The sequence below is a fragment of the Hymenobacter tenuis genome (assembly GCF_054780495.1).
Genome location: NZ_BAAGWF010000004.1, coordinates 1345041 through 1368784, shown reverse-complemented (window position 1 = coordinate 1368784; position 23744 = coordinate 1345041). Strand labels below are relative to the sequence as shown.

Annotated in this window: 21 protein-coding genes and 1 tRNA gene; 8 read left to right on the top strand and 14 right to left on the bottom strand. The window is 54.9% G+C overall.

Translation table 11 applies throughout. The features are described 5' to 3' along the window. Window positions 1-368: 368 nt before the first annotated feature. The 4 genes from ACYVGU_RS19365 to ACYVGU_RS19350 form a co-directional block, all read right to left on the bottom strand. Window positions 369-1640, bottom strand: coding sequence for an adenylosuccinate synthase (locus ACYVGU_RS19365; RefSeq protein ID WP_460623394.1), 1272 nt, complete (start codon window positions 1638-1640; stop codon window positions 369-371). Beyond that, window positions 1640-1987, bottom strand: coding sequence for an STAS domain-containing protein (locus tag ACYVGU_RS19360; protein ID WP_460614298.1), 348 nt, complete (start codon window positions 1985-1987; stop codon window positions 1640-1642). The genes ACYVGU_RS19365 and ACYVGU_RS19360 overlap by 1 nt, the downstream gene beginning before the upstream one ends. After that, complete coding sequence (locus ACYVGU_RS19355; RefSeq protein ID WP_460623393.1) at window positions 1984-2475, bottom strand: Fur family transcriptional regulator; 492 nt, start codon at window positions 2473-2475, stop codon at window positions 1984-1986. Before ACYVGU_RS19355 ends, ACYVGU_RS19360 begins: the two co-directional genes overlap by 4 nt. A gap of 200 nt (window positions 2476-2675) precedes the next feature. After that, window positions 2676-4883, bottom strand: coding sequence for a RelA/SpoT family protein (locus tag ACYVGU_RS19350; protein ID WP_460614296.1), 2208 nt, complete (start codon window positions 4881-4883; stop codon window positions 2676-2678). Between the two features lie 320 nt (window positions 4884-5203). Between ACYVGU_RS19350 and ACYVGU_RS19345 the strand changes: the two genes are divergently transcribed. The 4 genes from ACYVGU_RS19345 to clpX all read left to right on the top strand — a co-directional run bounded on the left by ACYVGU_RS19345 (window position 5204) and on the right by clpX (window position 8984). Beyond that, window positions 5204-5285 (top strand) — tRNA-Leu (locus ACYVGU_RS19345). Between the two features lie 126 nt (window positions 5286-5411). After that, window positions 5412-6740, top strand: a complete 1329-nt coding sequence (gene tig / locus ACYVGU_RS19340; RefSeq protein ID WP_460614295.1) for a trigger factor — start codon at window positions 5412-5414, stop codon at window positions 6738-6740. Window positions 6741-6850: 110 nt separating this feature from the next. Continuing rightward, the gene (locus ACYVGU_RS19335) at window positions 6851-7558 is read left to right on the top strand and encodes a ClpP family protease (protein ID WP_460614294.1); all 708 of its coding nucleotides are present in this window, start codon (window positions 6851-6853) and stop codon (window positions 7556-7558) included. Window positions 7559-7760: 202 nt separating this feature from the next. Next, window positions 7761-8984 carry an ATP-dependent Clp protease ATP-binding subunit ClpX gene (clpX, locus tag ACYVGU_RS19330; RefSeq protein ID WP_460614293.1) on the top strand — a complete coding sequence of 408 codons (1224 nt, stop codon included), beginning with the start codon at window positions 7761-7763 and terminating at the stop codon, window positions 8982-8984. A gap of 94 nt (window positions 8985-9078) precedes the next feature. Here clpX and lpxB read toward each other — a convergent pair whose 3' ends face one another. The 4 genes from lpxB to ACYVGU_RS19310 form a co-directional block, all read right to left on the bottom strand. Beyond that, window positions 9079-10188 carry a lipid-A-disaccharide synthase gene (lpxB, locus tag ACYVGU_RS19325; RefSeq protein ID WP_460623392.1) on the bottom strand — a complete coding sequence of 370 codons (1110 nt, stop codon included), beginning with the start codon at window positions 10186-10188 and terminating at the stop codon, window positions 9079-9081. A 152-nt stretch (window positions 10189-10340) separates the two neighbouring features. After that, the gene (locus ACYVGU_RS19320) at window positions 10341-10760 is read right to left on the bottom strand and encodes a 6-pyruvoyl trahydropterin synthase family protein (protein ID WP_460614291.1); all 420 of its coding nucleotides are present in this window, start codon (window positions 10758-10760) and stop codon (window positions 10341-10343) included. A gap of 142 nt (window positions 10761-10902) precedes the next feature. Then, entirely contained in the window at window positions 10903-11904 is a 1002-nt protein-coding gene (locus ACYVGU_RS19315) for a FecCD family ABC transporter permease (protein ID WP_460623391.1), read from the bottom strand. Further along, a complete protein-coding gene (locus ACYVGU_RS19310; protein ID WP_460623390.1) occupies window positions 11901-12842 on the bottom strand; it encodes an ABC transporter substrate-binding protein in 942 nt (313 codons plus the stop codon). The genes ACYVGU_RS19315 and ACYVGU_RS19310 overlap by 4 nt, the downstream gene beginning before the upstream one ends. A gap of 223 nt (window positions 12843-13065) precedes the next feature. On the opposite strand from ACYVGU_RS19310, the gene rfaD reads away from it, so the two are divergent. Both rfaD and ACYVGU_RS19300 read left to right on the top strand, forming a co-directional pair. Continuing rightward, window positions 13066-14031: an ADP-glyceromanno-heptose 6-epimerase gene (gene rfaD / locus ACYVGU_RS19305; protein ID WP_460623389.1), complete on the top strand. Its 966-nt coding sequence runs from the start codon at window positions 13066-13068 to the stop codon at window positions 14029-14031. Between the two features lie 229 nt (window positions 14032-14260). After that, on the top strand, window positions 14261-15661 hold the full coding sequence (locus ACYVGU_RS19300) for an FAD/NAD(P)-binding protein (protein WP_460623388.1): 1401 nt from the start codon (window positions 14261-14263) through the stop codon (window positions 15659-15661). Window positions 15662-15756: 95 nt separating this feature from the next. Here ACYVGU_RS19300 and ACYVGU_RS19295 read toward each other — a convergent pair whose 3' ends face one another. The 3 genes from ACYVGU_RS19295 to ACYVGU_RS19285 all read right to left on the bottom strand — a co-directional run bounded on the left by ACYVGU_RS19295 (window position 15757) and on the right by ACYVGU_RS19285 (window position 17588). Further along, on the bottom strand, window positions 15757-16038 hold the full coding sequence (locus ACYVGU_RS19295; protein ID WP_460623387.1) for a hypothetical protein: 282 nt from the start codon (window positions 16036-16038) through the stop codon (window positions 15757-15759). Window positions 16039-16149: 111 nt separating this feature from the next. After that, complete coding sequence (locus tag ACYVGU_RS19290) at window positions 16150-17154, bottom strand: MDR/zinc-dependent alcohol dehydrogenase-like family protein (RefSeq protein WP_460623386.1); 1005 nt, start codon at window positions 17152-17154, stop codon at window positions 16150-16152. Window positions 17155-17192: 38 nt separating this feature from the next. After that, window positions 17193-17588, bottom strand: a complete 396-nt coding sequence (locus ACYVGU_RS19285) for a thiol-disulfide oxidoreductase DCC family protein (RefSeq protein ID WP_460614283.1) — start codon at window positions 17586-17588, stop codon at window positions 17193-17195. Between the two features lie 409 nt (window positions 17589-17997). Here ACYVGU_RS19285 and ACYVGU_RS19280 point away from each other — a divergent pair, with 409 nt between their 5' ends. Beyond that, window positions 17998-19572, top strand: a complete 1575-nt coding sequence (locus ACYVGU_RS19280; RefSeq protein ID WP_460623385.1) for a hypothetical protein — start codon at window positions 17998-18000, stop codon at window positions 19570-19572. Between the two features lie 6 nt (window positions 19573-19578). On the opposite strand, the gene ACYVGU_RS19275 is transcribed toward ACYVGU_RS19280, so the two are convergent. Further along, window positions 19579-20307 (bottom strand): Dph6-related ATP pyrophosphatase, encoded by a 729-nt coding sequence (locus ACYVGU_RS19275; RefSeq protein ID WP_460623384.1) that lies wholly within the window; start codon window positions 20305-20307, stop codon window positions 19579-19581. Between the two features lie 264 nt (window positions 20308-20571). Here ACYVGU_RS19275 and ACYVGU_RS19270 point away from each other — a divergent pair, with 264 nt between their 5' ends. Further along, window positions 20572-20892, top strand: a complete 321-nt coding sequence (locus ACYVGU_RS19270; protein ID WP_460614280.1) for a hypothetical protein — start codon at window positions 20572-20574, stop codon at window positions 20890-20892. 93 nt (window positions 20893-20985) lie between these two features. Here ACYVGU_RS19270 and ACYVGU_RS19265 read toward each other — a convergent pair whose 3' ends face one another. Then, window positions 20986-21495, bottom strand: a complete 510-nt coding sequence (locus tag ACYVGU_RS19265; RefSeq protein WP_460623383.1) for a DUF4126 family protein — start codon at window positions 21493-21495, stop codon at window positions 20986-20988. Window positions 21496-21792: 297 nt separating this feature from the next. After that, window positions 21793-23643 (bottom strand): DUF885 domain-containing protein, encoded by a 1851-nt coding sequence (locus ACYVGU_RS19260; protein WP_460623382.1) that lies wholly within the window; start codon window positions 23641-23643, stop codon window positions 21793-21795. Window positions 23644-23744: the final 101 nt, after the last annotated feature.

Below are 23744 nucleotides of genomic sequence, written 5' to 3'. Positions count from 1 at the left end.
AAGCGGGGTGCAAAGGTAACACCCTTTTTCTGATAGAAGCAAGACGCGCTGTCAACTTTTTTCAACCCCTGCTTTCGAAGTAGAAAGCGAAGTGCTGAATCCCTGCCGCTTTTCGGTTTGGGAGTGCAAAGGTGCAGGTCTTGTCTGGAAATACCAAATGCATCCTCATCTTTTTCTTTACAAACTTTATAGCACCCTAGACCAACTATCCTAGCTTGCTGAGGGTAAACTCTTTATGATGAAGAATTAGTTCAGCCTAGGCAAAAAAAACTTTGAAGGCTTTCTTATAACTAGATTCATTAGGCGCAACAAGCAAGAAAGGCCGCTAAATAGCGGCCTTTCTTATAAGCTTGAAGAGTTGGAATGCCTTAGCGAAGGTGCAAGGTGCTGACCCGATCAGGACCAACGCTTACGATACTTACTGGCACTTCAAGGTGTTGCTCCAGATACTGGACGTATTGTTTCAACTCAACAGGCAATGCACTAGGGTCAGTTATGGCCTGAAGGTCTGTGCGCCAACCTGGGAGGGTGATATATACAGGAGTCAGATTCTGGAGGTCGCCGTGGTCTGGCAGATGGTCGGTTTGCTCACCATTTGGCAGCTGATAATGCGTGCAGACCCGAATTTCATCGAACTCGTCCAATACATCAGCCTTCATCAAATGAATTTCTGTTACGCCATTTAGCATAATGCTGTAGCGCAAAGCCGGTAAATCAATCCAGCCGCAACGACGGGGGCGACCAGTAGTAGCACCAAACTCGCGGCCGGCAGTCCGTATCCTCTCCCCTACCTCGTCATGAAGCTCAGTTGGGAATGGGCCGCTGCCTACCCGCGTGCAATACGCCTTGCTGATTCCATACACCTTATCTATATGCCGTGGGGCAATACCTAAGCCAGTGCAGGCGCCAGCCACAATGGTGCTGGAGGAAGTCACATAAGGATAGGTACCAAAATCTATATCCAGCATAGACCCTTGGGCTCCTTCGGCCAGTACATTTTTGCCCTGGCGCAGCAAATCATTCAGCAGATACTCAGTATCGCTGAGCTGAAGTGTGCGCAGGAACTCTACGGCAGAAAAGAAATCGGCCTCAAATTCTTCAATTTCGAGGCCTTTACCATAAAAGTCAGCTAGGGTAGCATGGCGGGCTACTGCCTCGTTATACCGCTCCTGAAAATCGGGAAGGAGAATATCACCAACCCGCAACCCGGTACGGCCAATCTTATCCTGGTACGTAGGGCCAATGCCTTTCAGCGTTGATCCGATTTTTCCACCTCCACGCGCCTCTTCGTTGATACGATCAAGGGCGCGGTGTGAAGGCAGGATAAGCTGGGCCTTACGCGAGATATAGAGGTTAGCACCCCAATTAACACCCCGGTCCGTGAGCTTTTGCAGTTCCTGCCGAAACACCACCGGGTCAAGAACTACCCCATTTCCCACTACATTAATAATGTGCGGATGGAAAATACCGGAGGGCACCTGGTGCAGCACGTGCTTGATGCCATCGAAAGTTAGGGTGTGGCCCGCATTGGGGCCGCCCTGGAAGCGGGCTACTACATCGTAGGTGGGGGCTAACACATCGACAATTTTGCCTTTGCCTTCATCCCCCCACTGTAATCCTACTAGTACGTCAACGGGCATTATTTTGCGGCTTTCAACTGTTCAGCGGCCGATTGTTCATCGTCCGCAATGGAAAATATAGCGTTCAGCTTGGTCAGGGCCAACATTTTGCGTGGGTGGTCAGCGGGGTTGATCAGTATCATCTCACCCCCGCGGCTGCGGAACTTGGTGAGCAGTGATACAAGTACTCCGATGCCGGTGCTATTGATATAGCGGATGCCCGACAAATCAACGGTGCAATGGCGAAGCTCGTCGCCGAGATGCTGATCAACGCTTTGAAGGAGCTGCTGGGTGTCGGGGCTACCGATTAAGTCGCCGGAAAGGCGCACAAAGAGAATGCCGTCCTGGACGGCGGTATCAGTTTTCATTCGGCTAAAGAGCGGGCGGCGGCTTTCGCGCGGCAGTCGCCGCACACACCGTAAAGGTTTAAAGAGTGGTGCAAGATATGGAAGTTGAGTAACTCCCCTACCATAGTCTGAATGCCATGAATGCGCGGATCACAAAACTCTACCACTTTATGACACTCTGTGCAGATCACATGATCGTGCTGGCGGTAACCATAGCTTTTCTCGTACTGCGCTAAGTTGCGGCCAAACTGATGCTTGCTTACTAGGCCATGTTCAACCAGCAAGTCAAGCGTGTTGTATACAGTGGCGCGGCTTACCTGCAGGCCTTGCTCCTTCATTCCGGCATATAGTTCTTCCACATCGAAGTGGCCGTTACGGGAGTATATTTCCTCCAATATGGCATACCGCTCCGACGTTTTTCGCAGGCCTTTATTTTCAAGATAGGCCGTGAAGATCTTCTTCACTTCCTCATACTTCTCTTTATCCAGATGCTTCTCAGTAACAGGCATTTTATGAGGCATTATATACAAGGAGTAAAAACAGCAAAAAAGAGAGGATGTTTGAAGGGGCTTTAGGATGGATGTGCACCTAGTGAATTCCCTGAAAACCTTTCGGCCTAGGTTCGTTTCTGTGCTAAACCCTAAGCTGTGCCAACTCTATTTATACTGTTTTGTACCTTCCATTTTCAGGAAAACTCTTTAAAACCAATTCACGAATCAAAACGCTCTACCAGCAATACTCCGTTTACTTTGGACAGCCGGTGGATCAGCTTTTCGAGGTGGTCGGTATCATTCACGAACACCATAATCTGGCCTTCAAACATACCGTCATTCGAGTCGATGGTGATGGAGCGCATGTTCACCTTAAGGCTATTGCTAATGATGCGCGTGACGTCATTCACTAGTCCTACTCTATCGGAACCTTTGATGCGAATACCGGCCAGGAAAGCCAGCTCCAGCTGTTCCGTCCATTTGGCGCGCACAATGCGGTTGCCGTAGTTCGACATCATTTGCACGGCCTTGGGGCAAGACGTTCGGTGAATCACAATGCCGTTGTCCGTCTCAAACCCGAACACATCGTCGCCGGGAATGGGGTTGCAGCAGGGCGCAATAGTGTAATCGAACTTGTCGGTCCGCTCCCCGATAACCAGCATATTGGCATTTACGCCCCGCACTTTCTGCACCTCATGGTCGAAGGCTTTGGGCTCTAGCATTGAGGGCAGCCGTGGCGCCTCTACGTTCGGGTCGAAAAGATCTTTCTGGATTTCGCGGCCATCTATTTGCCCAATCGCCACGCGGTAGAAAAACTCCTGCAGGTTGTGGGTATTGTAGTGGGCTAGTAGGCGGTTAATGTTATCCTGCGAGTATTCAATGCCTAGCAGCTCAAAGCGCTTCTCAATCAGGAAGCGGCCATCTTCGGCCTTAGTGCGCTTCTCGTCCCGTAGCCAGTCTTTGATGCGGGTACGGGCCTTGGAAGTGGTTACATACTGCAGCCATTCTTCCGTCGGTTTTTGCTTCTGCGACGTCAGAATTTCCACCTGGTCGCCGTTGCGGAGCTGGTAGCTCAGGGGCTGGAGCTTTTGGTTTACTTTGGCACCTAGGCACTGCAGCCCAATGTGCGTGTGTATCTCAAAGGCAAAGTCGAGGGCAGTAGCCTTATCTGGCAGAATTACTAGCTTCCCTTTGGGCGTAAAGGCATACACTTCCTTCACAAACAAGTTCTGGCGGAACTCGTCCATGAACTCCAGGGCACTGGAGTTATTGGTTTCGAGCATCTCCCGCACCTTGTTTATCCACGACTCCAGCGTTGACTCTGGTTGAGGCGTACCGTTGTCTTTGTATTTCCAGTGCGCTGCGTAGCCTTTCTCGGCAATATCGTCCATGCGGCGGCTTCGGATTTGCACCTCTACCCACTGCCCGGTTCGCGACATAACCGTGGTGTGCAACGACTCGTATCCGTTGGCTTTGGGCGTGCTTACCCAGTCACGCAATCGGTCGGGGTTGGGCTGGTAGAAGTCCGTCACAATAGAGTATACCTGCCAACAGGCTGCCTTTTCCTGCTCCTGCGGCACATCCAGAATTACCCGAATGGCAAACAAGTCATACACCTCATCAAAGGTGATGTTCTGCTTGCGCATCTTCCGCAGAATAGAATAGATGCTTTTGGGCCTGCCCTTCACTTCGTACTCAAAGCCTTGGGCTTTCAGCTCCTCATCAATCGGCTGCACAAAATCCTTAATGAAGCGGTTCCGTGCGGCCCGGCTTTGCCGCACGCGGTTTACCAGCTCCGTATAGATTTCAGTATCGGTATACTTCAGGTAGAGGTCTTCCAGCTCGGTTTTGATGGTGTAGAGACCTAGGCGGTGAGCCAGCGGCGCGTAGAGGTAAATTGTCTCAGAAGCAATTTTCAGCTGCTTGTGCCGCGGCATCGAGTCCAGCGTCCGCATGTTGTGCAATCGGTCAGCCAGTTTTATCAGGATAACCCGCACGTCATCGGAAAGCGTCAGGAGCATTTTGCGGAAGTTTTCCGCTTGCTCCGAGGTGCCGTACTCAAATACGCCGGAAATCTTGGTGAGCCCATCTACAATGCGCGCCACCTTCGGCCCGAATTCGCGCTCCACGTCGGCTACCTCCCAGGGTGTGTCCTCCACTACATCATGCAGCAGGGCCGCAATAATGCTGGTAGTGCCCAGCCCGATTTCCTCCACCACAATCTGAGCTACGGCCAGCGGATGCAGAATGTAGGGCTCCCCGGACTTACGGCGCATCTCTTTGTGCGCTTCCAGAGAGGTATTGAAGGCCTTCTTGATGAGCTTCGCATCGCCCTCTTTTAAGTAAGGCTTGGCGGTGCGGAGCAGGCGGCGGTAGTGACGCAGGATTTCCTGGCGTTCTACTTCAGGATCGATGACAATAGACATGGTACGCGGGCGGCGCCTAAAAGCACCGAAATACTGCTTGCTAAGGTACGGCTTGTAGCTGAAGCTGGCTATATGCACTAGGTCTTTCGGCAGTGCCAAGCCTCAGTACTACCGCAACAAAGTAAGAAAAGCGTTAGTGCGTAAGGATAGTGGCCAACCTAGTTTCGCCTAGGCCCGACAGGAAACAAAACCGTTTCTCGAGCAGATACTGCAGGTTGCCAGATAAAAAGTACGTCGTGCCGCATCTTAATTTATGAAAGACGCTTGTTTTTAAAATTGCCTTGTGTAGTTTTGCGGCCCCGAGGCAGACGGCCTCAGACGCGGATGTGGCGAAATTGGTAGACGTGCCAGACTTAGGATCTGGTGCCGCAAGGCGTGTGGGTTCGAGTCCCTCCATCCGCACTTATTTAGGTTTTTGAGTTAGAAAACCACCCTTAACCCTCAACCCACACGTTGGGGGTTTCCTTTTTACCGGGTTTCTGCCCCTGTTTACATCAACGTAGTAGTACCCTTAACCGACAACCCGTTTTGGACATTACCCTCGACAAAAAAGACGACCAGCTGAATGCCATCCTGACAGTAAATCTCACGGAGGCTGACTATGCTCCCACCGTGGAGTCGAAGCTGAAGGAGTACAGCAAAAAGGCGCAGATCAAAGGGTTCCGCCCGGGCAAAGTGCCGGTAACGCTGGTGCGCAAAATGTACGGCAAAGGCATTTTGGTGGAAGAAATCAACGGCCTGCTCAGCAAGTCTGTTGATGACTACATCAAAGAAAACAACCTGAAAATCCTCGGTGAGCCCCTGCCGGTTCCAACCGATGTTGATTTCGATACCCAGAAAGACTACACGTTTCAGTTTGAGCTAGGCTTGCTGCCCGAGTTTGAACTACCTGCTGATCAGTCGGTTAATGTAGACCGTCACAAAGTAGAGCTGGACGAGAACACGCTGAAGGAAACCTACGAGCAGTTGGAGCGTCAGTTTGGCGAAACCTCCGAGCCTGAAACTGCTGAAGCTGGCGACTACATTTCCGGCAAGCTGAAGAAGGCTGACGAAGAAGGTGAAGGCCGCGTAGTATTGCTGCCCACCAACAAGCTGAAGAACGATGCTGACAAGTTTGTAGGTGCCAAAACCGACGACGTAATCAGCTTCGATCTGAAAAACGCTTTCGATGGCGACGCAGCTGCTATTTCGAGCTTCTCAGGCATGAGCAAAGAGGAAGCGGAGGGCGTAGAAGGCGAGTATACCCTGACTGTAGGCAAAATCCAGCGTTCGGCCCCAGCTGAGTTCAACCAGGAGCTGTTCGACAAAGTGTTCGGTAAGGACATCGTCACCTCGAAAGAAGACTTCGATGAAAAGGTTCGCTCGACGGTACAGGAGAACTATGACCGTGAGTCAGACAACTTGGTGAACCGCCAGATCATCGATAAGATGCTGGAAAGCACCACCATCGAGATTCCAAAGGAGTTCTTCAAGAAGTGGTTGGTACGTGCTAACAACGGCAAACTGACGCCCGAGCAGGTTGAAGAGCACTACGAGGACTACGAGAAGGAGCTGAAGTGGTCGTTGATCCGCAATAAGGTAGTAGAAGCGCAGGAGCTGAAAGTATCGAACGACGAGATTGTTGACCGCACCATGCAGAAAATCTTGGGGCAGTTCAATATGGAGATGACGCCTGAAATGGAAGAGTCTATCCGTGGTTTTGCTGACAACTTCCTGCGTCAGGAGAACGGCAAGAACTACGTAAACGAATACGAAGCCATTCTGGCAGAGAAAGTGCTAGAAAACCTGCGCGGCAAAGTTGTTGTTAATGACAACCCGATTTCGGCTGAGGACTTCCGCAATCAGAATGCTGGCTAAGCGCTAACATTTCGGTTTTCGAACCAACAAAAAAGCCCTTACTTGTCGTATGGGCTTTTTTGTTGCCCATACATTTCGTTTGACTTATTTCATCTCCCACTTTTTCTGCCATGCTGAATAAAGAAGAGTTCCGCAAATTTGCCGTTAAGGGCCAGGGCCTCAGTGGTCTGGGTGTAGATCAGTATCTGCAGCACATGGAAGGCCAGGTGCGTTCCGGCATGATGCTACCTACGGGCATGACCCGCTCGGTAATTGAGGAACGCCCTACGCGTTTTGCTGAGATTGACGTATTCTCGCGCCTGATCATGGACCGGATTGTGTTCTTGGGCACGGCCGTGGACGATTATATTGCGAACATCCTGACGGCGCAGATGCTGTTCTTGGAGTCTGTAGACGCCAAAAAAGACATCCTGCTCTACATCAACTCGCCCGGCGGCTCCGTGTACGCCGGCCTCGGCATCTACGACACGATGCAGTACGTGAACCCCGATGTAGCTACTATCTGCACCGGCCTAGCTGCTTCTATGGGCGCTGTGCTGCTCGCTGGTGGCGCCAAAGACAAGCGATCGGCTCTGCCCCACGCCCGCGTCATGATTCACCAGCCCTCGGGTGGCGCGCAAGGCCAGTCGTCGGATATCGAAATCACCGCTCGTGAGATTCTGAAACTCAAGAAAGAGCTGTACGATATCTTGGCCGAGCACACCGGTAAAACCTACCAGGAAATTCACGACAACTCTGACCGTGACTACTGGATGCGCGCTGATGAGGCCAAAGAGTACGGCCTGATTGACGAGGTTCTGGAAAAAAAGAAAGCCTAGCTTCTTTTCCACCGTGAAGTGTTGATAACCTCACCCTGACGAACTTACCGCAAAAAGCCCGCCTAGGCGGGCTTTTTCATTTTAAATAGAGGCCTAGCTCAGCGGCACTTTTTTAACGACGCCGGGCGTTGGCCTTTTCGTACCTTTGAGGTAGGTTAGCAGCAACTACCTATCCTCCCCTACTCTGAGAGTTACTTTGGCAATGGCAGATATTACGTGCTCCTTCTGCGGCAAGAGCAAAAAAGATGTGACGGTCATGATTTCCGGCATCAACGCCCACATCTGTGAGCGTTGTGTGGGGCAGGCCCAGCAAATCCTGAACGAGGAGAATAAGATTCGGGCTAACTCCAAGACCCCGAAGTTTAACCTCGTCAAGCCGCGCGAGATGAAGGAGTACCTCGACCAGTATGTGGTAGGGCAGGATGAAGCCAAGAAGGTGATGTCGGTGGCGGTGTATAACCACTACAAGCGCCTGATGCAAAAGCCCCAGAAAGATGATGTGCTGATTGAAAAGTCAAACATTATTATGGTAGGCGAAACTGGCACGGGCAAAACCTTCCTGACTAAAATGCTAGCCAACATTTTGCAGGTGCCCTTCTGTATTGCCGATGCTACTGTGCTCACCGAAGCTGGCTACGTAGGCGAGGACGTAGAAAGCATCCTGACTCGTTTGCTGCAAGCTGCTGACTACAACGTGGAAGCTGCCGAGCGGGGCATTGTCTACATTGATGAGATTGATAAGATTGCCCGCAAGAGTGACAACCCGAGCATCACGCGCGACGTGAGTGGCGAAGGAGTGCAGCAGGCTATGCTGAAGCTACTGGAAGGCACTACCGTAAACGTACCCCCGCACGGCGGCCGCAAGCACCCCGAGCAGAAGATGATTACGGTAAACACCGAAAACATCCTCTTCATCTGCGGCGGCGCCTTTGTAGGTATTGAGCGCATCATCAAAAACCGCCTGAACACCAAGCCCATTGGTTTTGCCAAGACACAGCTGGAAGAAAAAGTGGATACGGATAACTTCCTGCGCTATGTAACGGCGCAAGATCTGAAAGCTTTCGGCCTGATTCCGGAGCTGATTGGCCGCCTACCCGTGCTTACGCACCTGAACCCTCTCGATCACGCCACCCTTCGCAAAATCCTGACGGAGCCTAAGAACTCCATCGTGAAGCAGTACCAGCGACTCTTCGATATGGAGGATATTCAGCTGAGCTTCTCGGAAGGCGCTCTGGAGTACATTGTGGTGAAAGCCGACGAATACCGCCTAGGTGCCCGCGGCCTCCGAAGCATCTGCGAAGCCATCATGACCGATGCCATGTTCGATATGCCGTCGGAAGAAGGAGTGAAAGAGTTGGTAATCGATGAAGAGTATGCCCGCAGCAAATTTGAGCAGACGGCGCTGAAGCAACTGAGGGCCGCGTAGGCATTCGTTCAGACCAAAGCGCTAAAAAGCCCGAGGGCTGGGAGTAAGTTGACTCCCAGCCCTCGGGCTTTTTAGCGCTGTATTTGGTAACTGCTTATCCTTTCAAATACCCTACCATCAGCTTCGCAGCCTTCTCAGCGGATTTTTGCTGGCCTAGTTTCTCGCGGATTTCGGCGTAGCCGGATTTTTGCTTGGCTATAAAGGCTTCGTCGGCGGTAATTTTCTTGAGCTCTACAACCAAGTTACGGGCGTTGAAGTCGCTTTGAATCAGCTCTTTTACTACCTCGCGACCAGCAATAAGGTTAACGAGTGAGATGTAGGAAACCTTAATTACGGCCTTGCTGATGGCGTAAGAAACCGCGCTGGTGCGGTAGCACACTACTTGTGGTACATCAAATAGAGCCGTTTCGAGGGTAGCGGTGCCGCTGGTAACGAGAGCAGCGGTGGCGTGGGCTAGTAAGTCGTAGGTCTGGTTGAAGAGGATACGGACGTTGTTACGCTCGAAGTTGGCGTAGTAGTTCCGGTCGAGGTTATCGACGCCGGCCACGATGAACTGATAATCGAGAAAAGGTGGCAGAATGGCTACCATCTCGTAGAGCATTTCCTCTATTTCCTGCTTGCGTGAGCCAGGTAGCACGGCAATAATGGGCCGAAGCGGATCGAGGTTGTTGCGCTCATAGAAATCCTCCGACTTCTGGTGTTCGGCTACGGCATCAGAAGTTGGGTTGCCAATGTAGTCTACTTTATACTCGAAGCGCTGATAGAACTCTTCCTCGAAAGGCAGAATCACGAACATCTTGTCTACGAGGGCTTTCACCTTGTGTACCCGGCTCTGGTTCCAAGCCCAGATTTTTGGGGAGATGTAGTAGAACACCTTCAGGCCGCTTGCCTTCGCGAATTTGGCAATACGCATGTTAAAGCCCGCGTAGTCAACTAAAATGACAACATCGGGCTTGTAAACAAGCAAATCTTGCTGACATTCTTTTAGGTAGCCGCGAAACTTCAGGATGCTAGTGGCCGCTTCCCAGAAACCCATGATGGCCATTTCCTGGTAGTGGCGCACCAGCTCGCCGCCGGCCTCCTGCATCATGTCGCCGCCCCAAAAGCGGAATTCAGCTTCTGAGTCCTGTTGGCGCAGCTCGCGCATCAGGTTGGCGGCGTGAAAGTCGCCGGAACGCTCGCCAGCTATCAGGTAATACTTCATGGGGTTCCTATACAAATACGCCTTCTCAGAACGTCATGCTGAGCGCAGCCGAAGCATCTCGCTCGAATAATCGTATGATTTACTTTGGCAAGGTTAGCAAGCGAGATGCTTCGGCTGCGCTCAGCATCTCGCTTTTACTTTATACTAATCACCTACTCCTCGCCGAAGTATTCTACGAAGTTGCGAGGCGTTTCGTAGAGTTTGATGCTGTGCAGCTTCGCCGTGGAGATGCCCTCAATTTCCGGCTTCAAAATGTTCCAGAAGGCAATAACTAGGTTTTCGGTGCTGGCCAATTGGCCGAGCATGAAGGGCACATCGAGGTTCAGGTTTTTATGATCTACCTGATCCACCACGTGGGTACGAATAACCGTGCTGAGTTGCTTAAGGTCGATGACAAAGCCCGTTTCGGGGTCGGGCTTGCCTTTCACCGTCACAATAAGGTCGTAGTTGTGGCCATGCCAGTTGGCGTTGGCGCAGGGGCCGAAGACTTCGCGGTTGCGCTCCTCACTCCACGTGGGGTTGTAGAGCTTGTGTGCCGCGTTGAAGTGTTCCTGTCGGCTGATGTAAACCATTTTCTAAAGACTAAAGGACTAGGGGTCTTGGCGTCGTGAATGCTTGGAGGCGAACTACGCCGGACGAAACCAGGGTTCAGATACAATGCTATCGAACAAGCCGGAAGGCGCCCGGTTTGGTTGGCTTCAGGGTTTTGAAAACCTAAGACCCTTGTTTTCGCAGCAAATATACGAAGAACGGTACGCCAAACAGGGCCGTGATGAGGCCGACTGGCAGGCCAGCTGGCGGATACAGTGCGCGTGCCAGCAGGTCGCAGAATAGCAGGAAGTTGCCGCCAAGCAGGGCACAGAACAGCAGGTTTCCGCGCCCGACGGTGCCTAGTACCCAGCGCGTGATGTGCGGCACCACTAGCCCTACAAATCCCACGGGCCCGCACAACGCCACTACACAACCCGTCAGCAACGAGGCCGTGAGCAGCAGAAACCAGCGGGTTTGAGCCACATCAAGGCCTAGGGCGGTGGCGCGCTCCTCGCCTAGGAGCAGCAAATTCAGATCGTTGCGGCGCAGGCTTACTACCCCCATCCCGAGCAGCAAGGCCCCTGCCGGATACGGCAGTACAGTCCAGCTCGCTTTTTCAAATCCGCCCATAGACCAAAAAGAAATAGAGCGAAGTTTTTCCTCGGTAGCAGCCAGGTAGGTGAGCAAACCACCCAGTGCAGTGGCCAACGAGCCCACCGCCACCCCAGCCAGCAGCAGTTGGGTTGGCAGAATTCGTCCTCTTCGGCTGCCTAGCACCACTACCATAAGTGTAGCGCCCAACGCGCCCACCAGTGCAGCCAGCGGCGGCGCATAAATTCCGGCTACGGTAAGCGCCGGCACATAGGCAAACACCAGAATGGCACCCAGCGCGCCGCCGGAGGCAGTACCGAGCAGGTAAGGGTCAGCAAGGGGATTATTGACCATGGCCTGCATGAGGTAGCCACTCATGGCCAGGCCCGCGCCCGCCACCAAGGCCAAGAGAAGCCGGGGCAGGCGGAGCTCCACCAGCACTACTTGGGCGGGGTCACGGGGATCATACTGCAGCAGGGCCTTCAGGATGAGGTTGTAATCAGTTTGGTAGCTGCCAATGCGCAGGCCCACGGCTAGCAAGGCCACCATCAGGAGTCCACTAGCTAGCAACCAGGGCCAAGCCGGGCGGTTCATTGTGCAGCGGGTTGCGCCCGTTCCACCAATGCCCGCAATTCCCGCACGGCTTGTACTACCCGCGGCGTGGGCCTCGACATGAGGTTATCTGTCACGTCATAGACCTGCCGGGTTTGATAGGCCCGGATGCGCTTGAGCTCGGGGTAGAGCTTGAAAAATGTGCTATCCATCTTGCCAAATCGGCCTCCAATCAGAATATCCGGGTTGAGCTTGAGGATGTATTCGCGGCTGAGCGCTGGGTAGGGTTGCGCAAACTTTTCCTGCACCACGTTCTGTCCGCCGGCTAGCTTAATTTTATCCGTAAACAGCGTATTCTGGCCGTACACATAAATGGGGTCGTGCCAAGTAATGGCCAGCACGCGCGGCGCCCTGCCGGCTGGTTTGGGGCTAGTAACGTGGGTTAGCTCCGTGCGCAACGAGTCCACCACCCGCTGGGCTTGTGGCTTGCGGCCCAGAATCCGCCCTAGGGTTTGGAGGCCCTGAAACAAGTCCTCTACGGTGTTGTAGCGCTGATAATATACCGGAATGCCCAGCTCCTGGAGCCGCGCCGCATCAGCCAAGGACGTGATGCCATCCGTGGTAAAAATAACATCGGGGTGCAGCGCTACCAGGCGTTCAAAGTCGAGAGGGTAGGTAGTAACAATGGGCTTAGAGACTACTGCGGCGGGAAAATCGCAATGCTCCGTGCGCCCGATGATGGTGCTGGTGTCGGCTACGGCGTACAGCATTTCCGTCATAGAAGCGGCCAGGGCCATAATGCGCCGAGGGTTGGCCGGTATCGTGAGCTGGCGGCCTAAGTCATCCTGAAGCTGCTGGGGAGAGGTGGCGGACGCCGTAGGGCTAGTAGTCGATGTCGCCTTATCGGGCTGGCAGGCTACCAGCGGCGCCAGCACGGCCAAAACCAGCGCTTGGGAGCAGAAAGAAAGCAAACGAAGCATGGCATCAAAGGTAAAGCGCGGCGGGTAGCCATACGCGCCACCCCACGTATTAATATGCGCAGTCCACTAGATTTCAACGCCCAGCTACTAGGCCAACACCGGCCGGGAACTGTTCTTACTGCAACCTGAACCTTGCATTTAAGCTGGCCTCGCGTATAAAAACCAGCCGCCGCACGCAATCAGCCGCCGGAGTGCTTTACCTTTGATTCAAACTTTCTGCCCTATGATCGTCGTCACCGGAGCCGCCGGCTTTATTGCCAGCTGTCTTGTTACCCGCCTTAATGCCGCCAATTTCAACGATATCGTGGTGGTTGATAACTTCACCTCGGAGCGTAAGCTAGCCAACCTAAAGGGCAAGCACCTGCGCGAATACGTGGACCGGGAAGAGTTTTTCACTTGGCTTGATAGCAATCACGAGCAGGTGGAGTTTATTTTCCACCTAGGGGCCCGCACCGATACCACGGAGCAGAACCGGGACGTACTGAAGGTGCTGAACCTGGAGTACTCCAAGCAAATGTGGCAGGCTTGCTGCCGCTACCAATTGCCGCTGGTGTATGCATCTTCAGCCGCTACCTACGGCTCCGGCACGCTGGGCTACTCCGATGATGATGCCCTGCTACCCCTGCTCCGGCCGCTAAACCCCTACGGCGACTCCAAAAACGACTTCGATAACTGGGCTGTGCAGCAGCCGGAAAAGCCGTTTTTCTGGGCTGGGCTGAAGTTTTTCAACGTCTACGGCCCCAATGAATACCACAAGGGCCGTATGGCCTCGGTGATTCTGCACGCCTTCCGCCAGATTCAGGAAACGGGCTCGATGACCTTGTTCCGCTCGCACAACCCTGACTACGCCGACGGCGAGCAGCAACGCGACTTTGTGTACGTGAAGGACTTAGTAGAAGTGTGCTTTTTCCTGATGCAAACCCGTCGTAACTCCGGTATCTACAACCTGGGAACCGGCGAGGCGCGCACTTTCCTCGACCTTACCCTGAGCACCTTCGCGGCCCTCGACCGCACCGCCGACATTCACTTCCGCGACACGCCCGAGGATATCCGCGACACCTATCAGTACTTCACGGAGGCCGACATGAGCAAGCTGCGCGCTATTGGCTACGACCGGCCTTTTACGAAGCTGGAAGACGGGATTACCGATTACGTGCGCAACTACCTAGTGCCTAATCTCTATTATTAAAGTTGGCTTAGGGAGGTTTGATGCCCTTCCGGACCCTAGCAAGCCCTAGAATTACAACGCCTTGTTCTGCTTTTGCCGGAGCAAGGCGTCTTTTCTGGCTGCAACCAACCGGTGTTCCAGAGGACCAAAGCCGAAAACAGAGCATAAGAATAAAATCTGGCAGAATTAGCTTTATCTGGCGTACTTACAGCTTACTTCTCCTCCCCATTTCTCTTCTATCCGCAGGCTGGTGCAACGAAAAACCATAACGATTCTGGGCGGCGGCTTCTGCGGATCCATGCTGGCAGTGCAGCTGGCCCGCTTGGCAGGTAGCCGGCCCTTTGCCTGTGATGTACACCTAGTAGAGCCGCGCTTGGTGCCCGGGCCCGGCACCGCGTACACGGCTCGCCGCGCCGAGTACCTGCTGAACGTCCGGAGCCAGAATCTAAGTGCGTTTCCCGATCAGCCAGACCACTTTATCAACTGGCTGCGCGCCACCAACCAGCCGCAGTGCCCCAGCGAGTTCTGCTCGCGCCAAACGTATGGCCGGTACCTGCAGCAACTCATCGGGCAGGTGTTGCAGTGGCCCTCGCCGAATGGCATCCGGTGCCACTGGCATAATTATGTGGCCAAGTCGGTGCGGGTAGCTGCTGATGGTACCTCGGCTACGGTGCGCCTTTCCAATAATGAGGAAATTATAAGCGACTATGTAGTGCTGGCCTTGGGCAACTTTCCGCCCCTGCCCCCCACCCGCTCCGATTTAAGTTACCTCACCCACCCTAACTACCACGGCAACCCTTGGGCTCCGGGCGCACTTGAAACCATCAGAACCGATGACACCGTCCTGATAATTGGTACGGGCCTGACTGCCGTTGATATGCTGATGGGCCTCCGGGCCGATGGTCACCAAGGAACCATTACGGTGGTTTCGGGCCATGGCCGGTGGCCGAGAGAGCACACGAAACCAACGGGCGCTTACCCGAGTTTTTATGCCTCGGAGCTGGCTGGCCTGCGGAGCGTAGGCGAGGTAGTGCGGGTAGTGCGCCGCCACGTGCAAACAGCCAAGGAACAGGGCCTCGACTGGCGGGCCGTTATTGACTCTATGCGCCCTGATCTGGGCCACATATGGGCAGCCTGGCCTTTGGTAGAGCAGGACCGTTTTCTTCGGCATCTGGCGGGGTTCTGGTCGGTGATACGGCACCGGTGCCCACCCCAGAGTGCCGCTACTGTGCAGCAAATGTTTCATGAAGGCCTCTTACACCAAGAAAAAGGGCGCGTTCAACACATTGAGGTAACGGAGTCCGGCTTTTCTGTCGTTATCCAATCGGGCAGTGCGCCGGAGCGCCGCCTAAGCGCTCAGCACGTCATCACCTGCACAGGACCTTTGCTGGACTACAGCCGCACTGCCAACCCGGCCGTCATAAGCTTGCGCGAAAGCGGCCATCTGCAGCCTGATGCCTTGCGGTTGGGCATCCAGACAGATGAGCACGGCGCTTTGCTGAATGCCGCCGGAGCAGCCTCGCCACTTTTGTTTACCCTAGGGCCTAGCAGGCGCCCCGCTTTCTTCGAGTCGACGGCCGTACCTGAACTACGGATGCAGGTAGTAGCACTAGCCCAGGAGCTAGGCTCCCGCATGCGCGCAATCCAGTAACGCCACAGGTACCCGGCCTTCACTCCGACCGTTGAAAAGCAAGAAAGCCGCTCCTGATCAGGGGCGGCTTTCTTGTAGTCCATTGTCTATCAGTATTACGCGGCCATATCGGGGTACAACGGCCACACTTGGGTTTCAGGGGTTTCCTCAGCTAGCGGCAGCGTGGCCATAGCCGGATACGCGGTCTGGGTTTGAGCAGCGGAACGACGTAGCGCCCGCATCAGCAAGTATTTGTATTTCTCCGCGTCGGCCAAGGCAGCTTCCACGGCATTTACGGCATCGTTATACGCTACTACCGGTACTGATTCAGCAGCTTCGCCAGTAGGGTAAGTCAGCTCAAAAACGGGGCAATTCAAGTATTCAGCAGGCGTTTTCATCAGGCAGTAGGGCTAGTATCAGTTGTCGGTAATGTAACAGAACGAGGCCTCTTTTCATTCCGAAATCAGCGGCTTTTTTTACCATTTTACCTATATTATCACCATTGATTATCAGCCCTTTATAGACAAAACAAGCTTACCAAACTGCAGGCCGTCGTCCATGCGGCGTAGCGCCTGTTCAGCATCAGCCAGCGGAAAAACTTCGTCAATCACGGGCACAAGTTTATGCTGCTCAACAAACTCAACCATAGCGTTGAAATCGGCTTCGGTTCCCATCGTGGAGCCTAGTACCGACAGCTGCTTCCAGAAAATTTTTCGGGCGGCCATGTCTGGAATGTCGCCCTGCGTAGCGCCGTAGAACACAATGCGCCCTCCGGGTAAAGCCGCGTCCACTAGGTCGTTGAAACCGGGGCCGGCGGCGCTGTCAATAAGTACATCAAAGCCTCCGCCAGCCTGCTTGGTAAGCGTAGCGGGCCACTTTTCCGTTTTGTAGCTGATGCCGCCTTTGGCGCCTAGCTCTACGGCTTTGGCAATTTTTTCCTCCGAGCTGGATGTCACCCACACCTCAGCGCCAATGGCTACAGCCATTTGGAGGGCCAGCAGCGCTACGCCGCCACCTACCCCGCTTATCAGCACCCGCTCGCCGGGCTGCAGGTTGGCGCGCGTGAAAGCCGCCCGGTACGCCGTAACGCCGCCCAAAGGCAGCGCCGCGGCTTGCTCAAAACTCAGATGCGCGGGCTTTTTATGCACGTATTGGGCGGGCACGCATACAAACTCAGCAAAGGTTCCGTCCTGCGGCAGCCCTAGTATCTGGAAGTCGCGGCCTTGGGCATTGGGGTTGTTGCCCCACTGCTGACCTGGGTTGATCAGCACTTCTTGGTGCAGCAGGCCAGCTTCTACCCCTTCCCCCACCGCCGATACTACGCCTGCTCCATCGGAGCCCAGAATAATGGGGAATTTCAGGCCGGCGTACTGGCCCTTCTGAATCCAGACGTCGCGGTGGTTTAGGGCGGCGGCATGCAGCTGCACCTGTACCTGGCCAGGGCCAGGCTTTGGGGTGGGAACCTGCTGCAGGGCCGCTTTCTGGCCAATTCCTTCGAGCACGAGTGCTTGCATATAGTAGATAAGTAGGGTGGAAATCTGGAGGTGGAAAGTTACAGAAAGCGGGCGGCCAGCTCCGGCGTTGGTAGCCAGCAGGCATCTTGGCGGCCAAACCACCGGTAGCGGTTGCGGGCCACGATGCGGTACACGGCATCGCGCAACACCCGCGGCACCACCATGCAGGCATACAGCCACGACCACGGCCCGCTCAAGCGGCGCAAGATGCGCAAGGCTGCCTCTGAATGCGTGTACACCTTGCCGTTCTCAATGAGCATCACCGTTTCCGGCTCCAGCACCGGGGCGCTGCCGTGGGCTGCCAGCAAAGCGGCCGCGGCCTCCGACTGCAGGGAGCTAAAGCGAAAATACTCTTCCGGGTCGTGCCGGAGCACAAACTGCACAAAGCCATTGCACAGATTACAGACGCCATCGAAAAGTATGGTAGCAGGCATAAGCAGAGGGAGTAAGAACCGCTTCCTACGTAAGCTGGTGCGGCTAGGGTACTTTTAAGGCCAAACCCTCCGCCTAAGGCCAATGTTTAGTAGCCTTTCCGGCCGCTCGCTCTTGCAGCGCCTCAACCGAAGCCCCCGGAGGTTGAGGCCCCTAGCCGACCTAGTAGGTAGCCAGCCGGAAATGCGCCGGATGCGTTCAGCAAAATTGGCAGGACTTGCGTATGGAAAGGCAAAAATTTTACCTCAAGGCACATTTATTCGGTCTGGCAATGAAAAAATCTACGTTCTTACTGTATCCGATACCGAGTAGCAGGGAGTTGGCTGGCGCCGAAACACAACGCTAACTAGGCCACTCCAGCCGAGAAACCTTGCCTCTTTCCGATACCTATTCCTGCTACCCCTGCTAGGTATGCTGCACTTACTGGCGTTGCTTCGCCGCCCTTTCGTACTTGACTTGCGGGCGCTGGCCTTACTACGGGCTTGCGTGGCTGCCATTCTGCTGCTCGACATCGGCATTCGGGCCACTGATCTGGAGGCGCACTACTCCAATATGGGCGTGATGCCCCTGCACGTGCTGTTTCAGTACAGCTGGAACCCGTACCAGTTTTCGTTGCACAACAGCAGTGGGTTGTGGCAGGTGCAGGCCGTGCTGTTTCTGGTGCAGGCGGCCGTGGCTGTGGCCTTGCTGCTGGGCTACCACGCGCGCCTCGCCACGTTCCTGTCCTGGCTCCTGCTCATATCGGTGCAAAACCGCAACCAACTGATTCTGCAGGGCGGCGACGATTTGCTACGGATGCTGCTGTTTTGGGGGTTCTTTTTGCCTTGGGGGCGCGTGTACTCCCTTGATGCCCGCTCCCGGCCCGCTCCCAGCAGCTATTCCTATTTCAGTGCGGCCACGGTGGCCTATATGGTGCAGCTGGCGTTGGTGTATTGGTGCGCTGCCATGCTGAAAAGTGGCCCCGAATGGCGCATTGACGGCACTGCTCTTTACTACGCCCTGAGCCTCGACCAGATTTTGATGCCCGGCGGGCGCCTGATTTATCCGTACCCTGAGCTGCTGCGCTTCCTAACCTTTGCTTCCTTTTACACTGAGCTCCTAATTCCGTTCGCGCTGTTTATCCCGTTTCGGGTGCCGTGGTGGCGCTGGGTGTTCATTGGCGTTATCATCGGCTTTCATATTGGCATTAGCCTCACGCTATTTGTAGGGCTGTTTTTCTTGATCAATATCGTGTCCGTGATGGGGCTGTGGCCGGCGGCGAGCATGGACTGGCTGGAGCGGCGGCTGGTGCCTCCGGTGCAGCGGCTGGTAGCACGGCTAGCCCCCATCTGGGCGAAAGTGGCCTTGTGGCGCGGCACTACTACCATCCAGCTACAAACGGCCGTAGAAGTTTCCTCGGGGCTGCGGCGCTTGCTCCGGGCCCTGCGCGACGGGCTGGTAGTAGGCGTGCTGCTGTACGTGTGCTGGTGGAACCTCGACAGCATTGTGAGCCCGCGCTGGACCATGCAGCAGCCGTTGCGGTGGCTAGGCTACCTAGTGCGCGTTGACCAGCACTGGGGCATGTTCGCGCCTACCGTTTTCAAAGACGATGGCTGGTACATTCTGGATGGCATCACCGAAGATGGCCGGCACCTCGACCTGAACCGCGACGGAGCGCCTACCAGCTACCAAAAGCCCGCGTCGGTAGTGTCGCTGTTCAAAAATGATAGGTGGCGCAAATATGCCGAGAACTACCTGTTTGTTTCGAACGGCTATATGCGCCCCTACTACTGCAACTACCTGCGCCGCATTTGGGAAGAAGACCCCAGCCACCCGCGCCTGCGCCAGCTGGATGTGGTGTACATGAAAGAGGTGACGCAGCCTGACTACCGAACCGTGCGCCCTACCAAAGAAGTGCTCTGCTCCTGCGCACCTGAGGCCCCGGCTACCGCGGATGAAGCCACTGACGCAGAGGCGGAAGACGACACTAGCTCAGAAAACGAGTAAACCGCATCACGAGTGAGGCAGCAAGTCGCAGTACCAAAAGCCGGTATTGAAAGGGCTGTCTGTTGTTTGCTCGGCGGCTGGGCTGCTGGCGGGCGCTTGGTAGGTGCGGCGTACTAGCTCACCGCGCTCGAAGGGAATGGGGCTGCTGAAGTATGGCGCATCAAAAACGAAGGTGTGGTACTCGCCGTTTTCTCCGCAGGAGTCAACGCCGGGTGGCAAGTCGCGCAGAAACTGCTCATCGAGCAGGCGGCCGCAGAAGCTTTGGTCGAGGTACTTCTCATTCACGCATACCACTACGGCCTGAAAGCCCAGATCAAGATACTCGCGCAGTATATCGGCGTTGGGGCGCTGCCAGAGCGGGAATACGGCCTGCATGCCTATACTGGCTAATTGCTGCTCGCGGTACTGGCGCAAATCCTCGAGGTGAATATCCCCAAAGATAGATTGCTGCACGCCTTGGGCCAGCAATGGGGCTAGGGTAGCTTGCAGGCGCTGCTCATAGATTGCCATATCGGGCATTTCGGGTAGCTCCAGCAGCGTGAGGGGTAGCCCAATGCGCTGAGCCTGCTCTTCCAGCAAGGAAACCCGCACCCCATGCATTGATACCCGACCATAGTGTGCGTTGACGCTGGTGAGTAAATTGGTAACGGAAAGATTAGGAAGGCGGAGGGCGTGGTAAAGGGCCAAGGCCGAATCTTTGCCACCGCTCCAGTTCATCAGGGCAGAAACAGACATATCCAAAGGTAGGCCGCCTCCCAGCACAAACAAGCTCCAACGCAACCGCAGCCGCGCTGTGCACGTTTGCCTAAAGCAAGGTTTTAGCCGCTTAACTAGGTTGCCTTTCGGTGGCTACTAGGTAGGCTCATTTCTGAAACCAAGTTACAGGGCAAGTACTAGGCCACCGCACATGCCCAACCGGTGCGTGGGGCTGCCAACCGAAATGCCGCTGAGACTAGCCTTACCTAACACTCGGATTTCTCTTACCTACACCTTTCCCCTATGAAACGCTCTTTTGCTTTACTGCTAACCGGCGGTCTGCTTTCTGCCCTCACAGCCTGCGATTATAACAACACTCCCGGAAGAGACCCGCAAACCAGCCAGGACTTCACACAGGGAAAGCCTGCAAACGCAACGGACACCAACCGCGACAGCATTAGCGGCGGCGACGAGGCCTACACGCCCATTGGTACCGGTTCGCCAGTCGATCAGAAAAAGTCAGTGGACGCGGCCATGGAAGGCGCCCCGAAAGACGCTAACTCGCCGGCTACTGCTGCTCCCTCTAATAACTCGGAGGCCAACGCCAGCACCCGCGAGCAGTAACCGCTCAGCTTTCTTAGCTACCCGAACTAAAAAGGCCCTCAGGATACTTCCTGAGGGCCTTTTGATTTGATGGGGCGGCAATCTGATAGCTGCTTACAGTGCCCAGCGGCGCGATTCTGGTTCGCCGGCGTGGGTACCTTTGGTAAGAAGCAGACCGCTGCCTAGGGTCAATATGTCCTCCAACCCACCCACAATGCCATCGGGCAGGCCCGTCACCTTATCGGCCTTTTGGCGCAGGAAAAAGCTCAGATATGTAGCTGCTACTGCCGCTGCGCTACCTAGCAATGCGCCGTGCAGCGTTTTGCCGTGGTTAATTTTATAGAGTGTAGCCCCTACTAGCGCCCCGGAAGCCACCCGGCCCAAAAGTATAGGGGCCGCAATGCGGTTGGGGGTCTGAGGCAGCTTGTCGCCTACCATTTCGCCGGCTGCCATCAGCTTGAGGCCGTGGGCCACCAGAGGCTTTTGCAAATACCGTAACGGGGAACCTTTAAGTATTTGGGGCCGGTAGGTGAGCAGATTGCTGCTCAGCAGCGCGGGCGCCGTCATGCTCCGGAAGCCGGCGAGGGCGCCAAGGCCAACGGTTTGCCAAAGATGTTTGCTCATAGTTGAAAAGGAATGCGCTAGATGAAGCTCAGAATGTCTTGCTCTTTTAACGGGCCCTGCTCCGGAATGGTCGGATATTTTAGATCAAGCGTTTTTCGCCTGCTTTCTGCCAGTACTGCCGTTTATAGCTAAGCATGTCTATCGGGCAACTTATTGTAGAGTGTCAAGCTGTTCTTGGGTTACTTCCACTTCAGCTCTATTCCCTAGCCTCTAGCTTGGAGCAAACCCTAAGCAAAACCGCCAAACGCCACAACGGCAATCCGAGGGGTAGCCGTTGTGGAAAGGGGTAGTACATGCTTATTTCTGGCTGGCGGCCCAGGTATCCATTTTGCGCTCCAGCACATCCAGTGGCATCACGCCATCTTTCAGGAGCTCGTCGTGGAAGTCGCTGAGGCGGAAGTGGGCGCGGTGCTGGCCGGCATACTGCTCACGCAGCTTGTCATTGTGCGGGCCCAGCTGCTTCTCGTATTTCTGGCGCAGCTCCCGGATTTTCAGGGCCCCGATTTTGTAGCTCAGTGCCTGGCCCGGAATAGCCATGTAGCGCTCAATTTCCGCGGTAGCACCCTCCTCACTAATGGCTTCGTTGGCCATCATGTATTTGATGGCCTCCTCGCGGGTCATGTTTTTGGTGTGCATACCCACATCCACCACCAAGCGCACGGCCCGGTGCATTTCGTCGCCTAGGGCACCCATATACTGATAGGGGTCGGTGTAGAGGCCAAGCTCTTTGCCCAGGCTTTCAGCATACAGTGCCCACCCTTCGCCCATGGCGCCGTACCAGGCAAAGCGCCGGAATTTCGGCATATCGGTGTTTTCTTGCTGCAGCGACGTCTGGTAATGGTGGCCCGGAATGGCTTCATGCAAAAACAACGACTCCATGCCCGACGTGACGTTGAACGTAGTGGCATCTACAATCGGGATGTAGAAAACACCTGGCCGCGAGCCATCGGGGCTGCCCGCGTTATATTCCGCCGAAGCGGATGCGGCCCGGAACGCCTCCGTCTGCCGAATCTCGAACGGCGTTTTGGGCGTGCGCCCAAACATTTTCTTCAGGTTTGGTTCAATCTTGGCCTGAATAGCCCGGAAAGCATCCAGCACCTCCTCCGGCATCTTATAAGGCATCAGCTTGGGGTCGGTTTTCAGGCTCTGGAAAAAGGCTTTCAAGTCGCCTTTGAAGCCAACCTGCGCTTTCACCTTCTCCATTTCACCCCGAATGCGCGCTACTTCCGCTTTGCCTGTCTGGTAGATTTCCTCAGGGGTTTTAGAAGTGGTCGTCCAGGTTTTAACGTAATACTTATAGATTTCAGGCCCGCCCGGAATTGCCGAAATACCGGTACTAGGCCGGGATTTGGGCAAGTATTCCTTCTCCAGGAAGTCGGCGAGCTTGCGGTAGGTTGGTACCAGGTTCTCGGCAATGGCCTGTTTGTACGCCGCGGTCAGGCGGGTTTTGTCGGCGTCCGATATGTCGTTGGGCAGGCGGGTAATGGGGCCGTAGAACAAGCTGGTGGTAGGATCCTGGGTTTCCATGGCCCGCATTTGCGGAATCATTTTCACCACCAAGGTCCGTGGCAATACCACCCCAGCCTTCATGCCCGCCCGAAAGTTGCTGATGGCCGTATCGGCCCACACGCTAAAGCCTTTCACGCGGCCTAGCCAGTTGTCGTAGTCCTTGGCGGTTTTGAAGGGCTGCACACCTTCCCCGGAGCCATACTGGCCCATGCTAATTGGGAGGCCCCAAAACTGCTGGTACGGTATCATCCAGGTGTTCAGCTTAAGGCCTTCCAGCTTGTTTTCCAGGTCGTAGCGGAATATATCGTAGCTGATTTTATTATTAGCCGACAAGCCCGCCCGGTCGAATTTCTGCAGCCGCGTCAGGTACTTCTGGTAAAACGCCCGCAGCTGCTCCCGAAACTGGCGGGTGCCGTCGTTGGGCAGCTGGTCGTTGTAGCGGTTATCGCCTTGGGCAGTGGCCTCCAGCGGAAACAACCGGCTGTTTTCTTCCCAATACGCGTCAAACAAGGAAGGCAGGTCCTTCACCTTTTCAAAGGTCATGACGGCGTTGTCGGTGGTAGCGTTGGAGTCTTTTTGCTGGTTGCAGCTAGCCAGCAGGGCCCCAGCTAGCAGGCCGGTCAGGGCAATTCGTTTCATTAACCGGAGAAAGTTTGGTGTGAAGCCGGAAGGTAACGCCCCACGGCCAAACCCCAAGCACTCTCAGTCTTTGCACCGCTCTTCTGCTCCAAGAATTTGCT

Coding starts and splice junctions, on each gene's coding strand:
- ACYVGU_RS19365 (WP_460623394.1), bottom strand. CDS start 1,640: ATGCCCGTTGACGTACTAGTAGGATTACAGTGGGGGGATGAAGGCAAA.
- ACYVGU_RS19360 (WP_460614298.1), bottom strand. CDS start 1,987: ATGAAAACTGATACCGCCGTCCAGGACGGCATTCTCTTTGTGCGCCTT.
- ACYVGU_RS19355 (WP_460623393.1), bottom strand. CDS start 2,475: ATGCCTGTTACTGAGAAGCATCTGGATAAAGAGAAGTATGAGGAAGTG.
- ACYVGU_RS19350 (WP_460614296.1), bottom strand. CDS start 4,883: ATGTCTATTGTCATCGATCCTGAAGTAGAACGCCAGGAAATCCTGCGT.
- ACYVGU_RS19335 (WP_460614294.1), top strand. CDS start 6,851: ATGCTGAATAAAGAAGAGTTCCGCAAATTTGCCGTTAAGGGCCAGGGC.
- clpX (WP_460614293.1), top strand. CDS start 7,761: ATGGCAGATATTACGTGCTCCTTCTGCGGCAAGAGCAAAAAAGATGTG.
- lpxB (WP_460623392.1), bottom strand. CDS start 10,188: ATGAAGTATTACCTGATAGCTGGCGAGCGTTCCGGCGACTTTCACGCC.
- ACYVGU_RS19320 (WP_460614291.1), bottom strand. CDS start 10,760: ATGGTTTACATCAGCCGACAGGAACACTTCAACGCGGCACACAAGCTC.
- ACYVGU_RS19315 (WP_460623391.1), bottom strand. CDS start 11,904: ATGAACCGCCCGGCTTGGCCCTGGTTGCTAGCTAGTGGACTCCTGATG.
- ACYVGU_RS19310 (WP_460623390.1), bottom strand. CDS start 12,842: ATGCTTCGTTTGCTTTCTTTCTGCTCCCAAGCGCTGGTTTTGGCCGTG.
- rfaD (WP_460623389.1), top strand. CDS start 13,066: ATGATCGTCGTCACCGGAGCCGCCGGCTTTATTGCCAGCTGTCTTGTT.
- ACYVGU_RS19295 (WP_460623387.1), bottom strand. CDS start 16,038: ATGAAAACGCCTGCTGAATACTTGAATTGCCCCGTTTTTGAGCTGACT.
- ACYVGU_RS19290 (WP_460623386.1), bottom strand. CDS start 17,154: ATGCAAGCACTCGTGCTCGAAGGAATTGGCCAGAAAGCGGCCCTGCAG.
- ACYVGU_RS19285 (WP_460614283.1), bottom strand. CDS start 17,588: ATGCCTGCTACCATACTTTTCGATGGCGTCTGTAATCTGTGCAATGGC.
- ACYVGU_RS19280 (WP_460623385.1), top strand. CDS start 17,998: ATGCTGCACTTACTGGCGTTGCTTCGCCGCCCTTTCGTACTTGACTTG.
- ACYVGU_RS19275 (WP_460623384.1), bottom strand. CDS start 20,307: ATGTCTGTTTCTGCCCTGATGAACTGGAGCGGTGGCAAAGATTCGGCC.
- ACYVGU_RS19270 (WP_460614280.1), top strand. CDS start 20,572: ATGAAACGCTCTTTTGCTTTACTGCTAACCGGCGGTCTGCTTTCTGCC.
- ACYVGU_RS19265 (WP_460623383.1), bottom strand. CDS start 21,495: ATGAGCAAACATCTTTGGCAAACCGTTGGCCTTGGCGCCCTCGCCGGC.
- ACYVGU_RS19260 (WP_460623382.1), bottom strand. CDS start 23,643: ATGAAACGAATTGCCCTGACCGGCCTGCTAGCTGGGGCCCTGCTGGCT.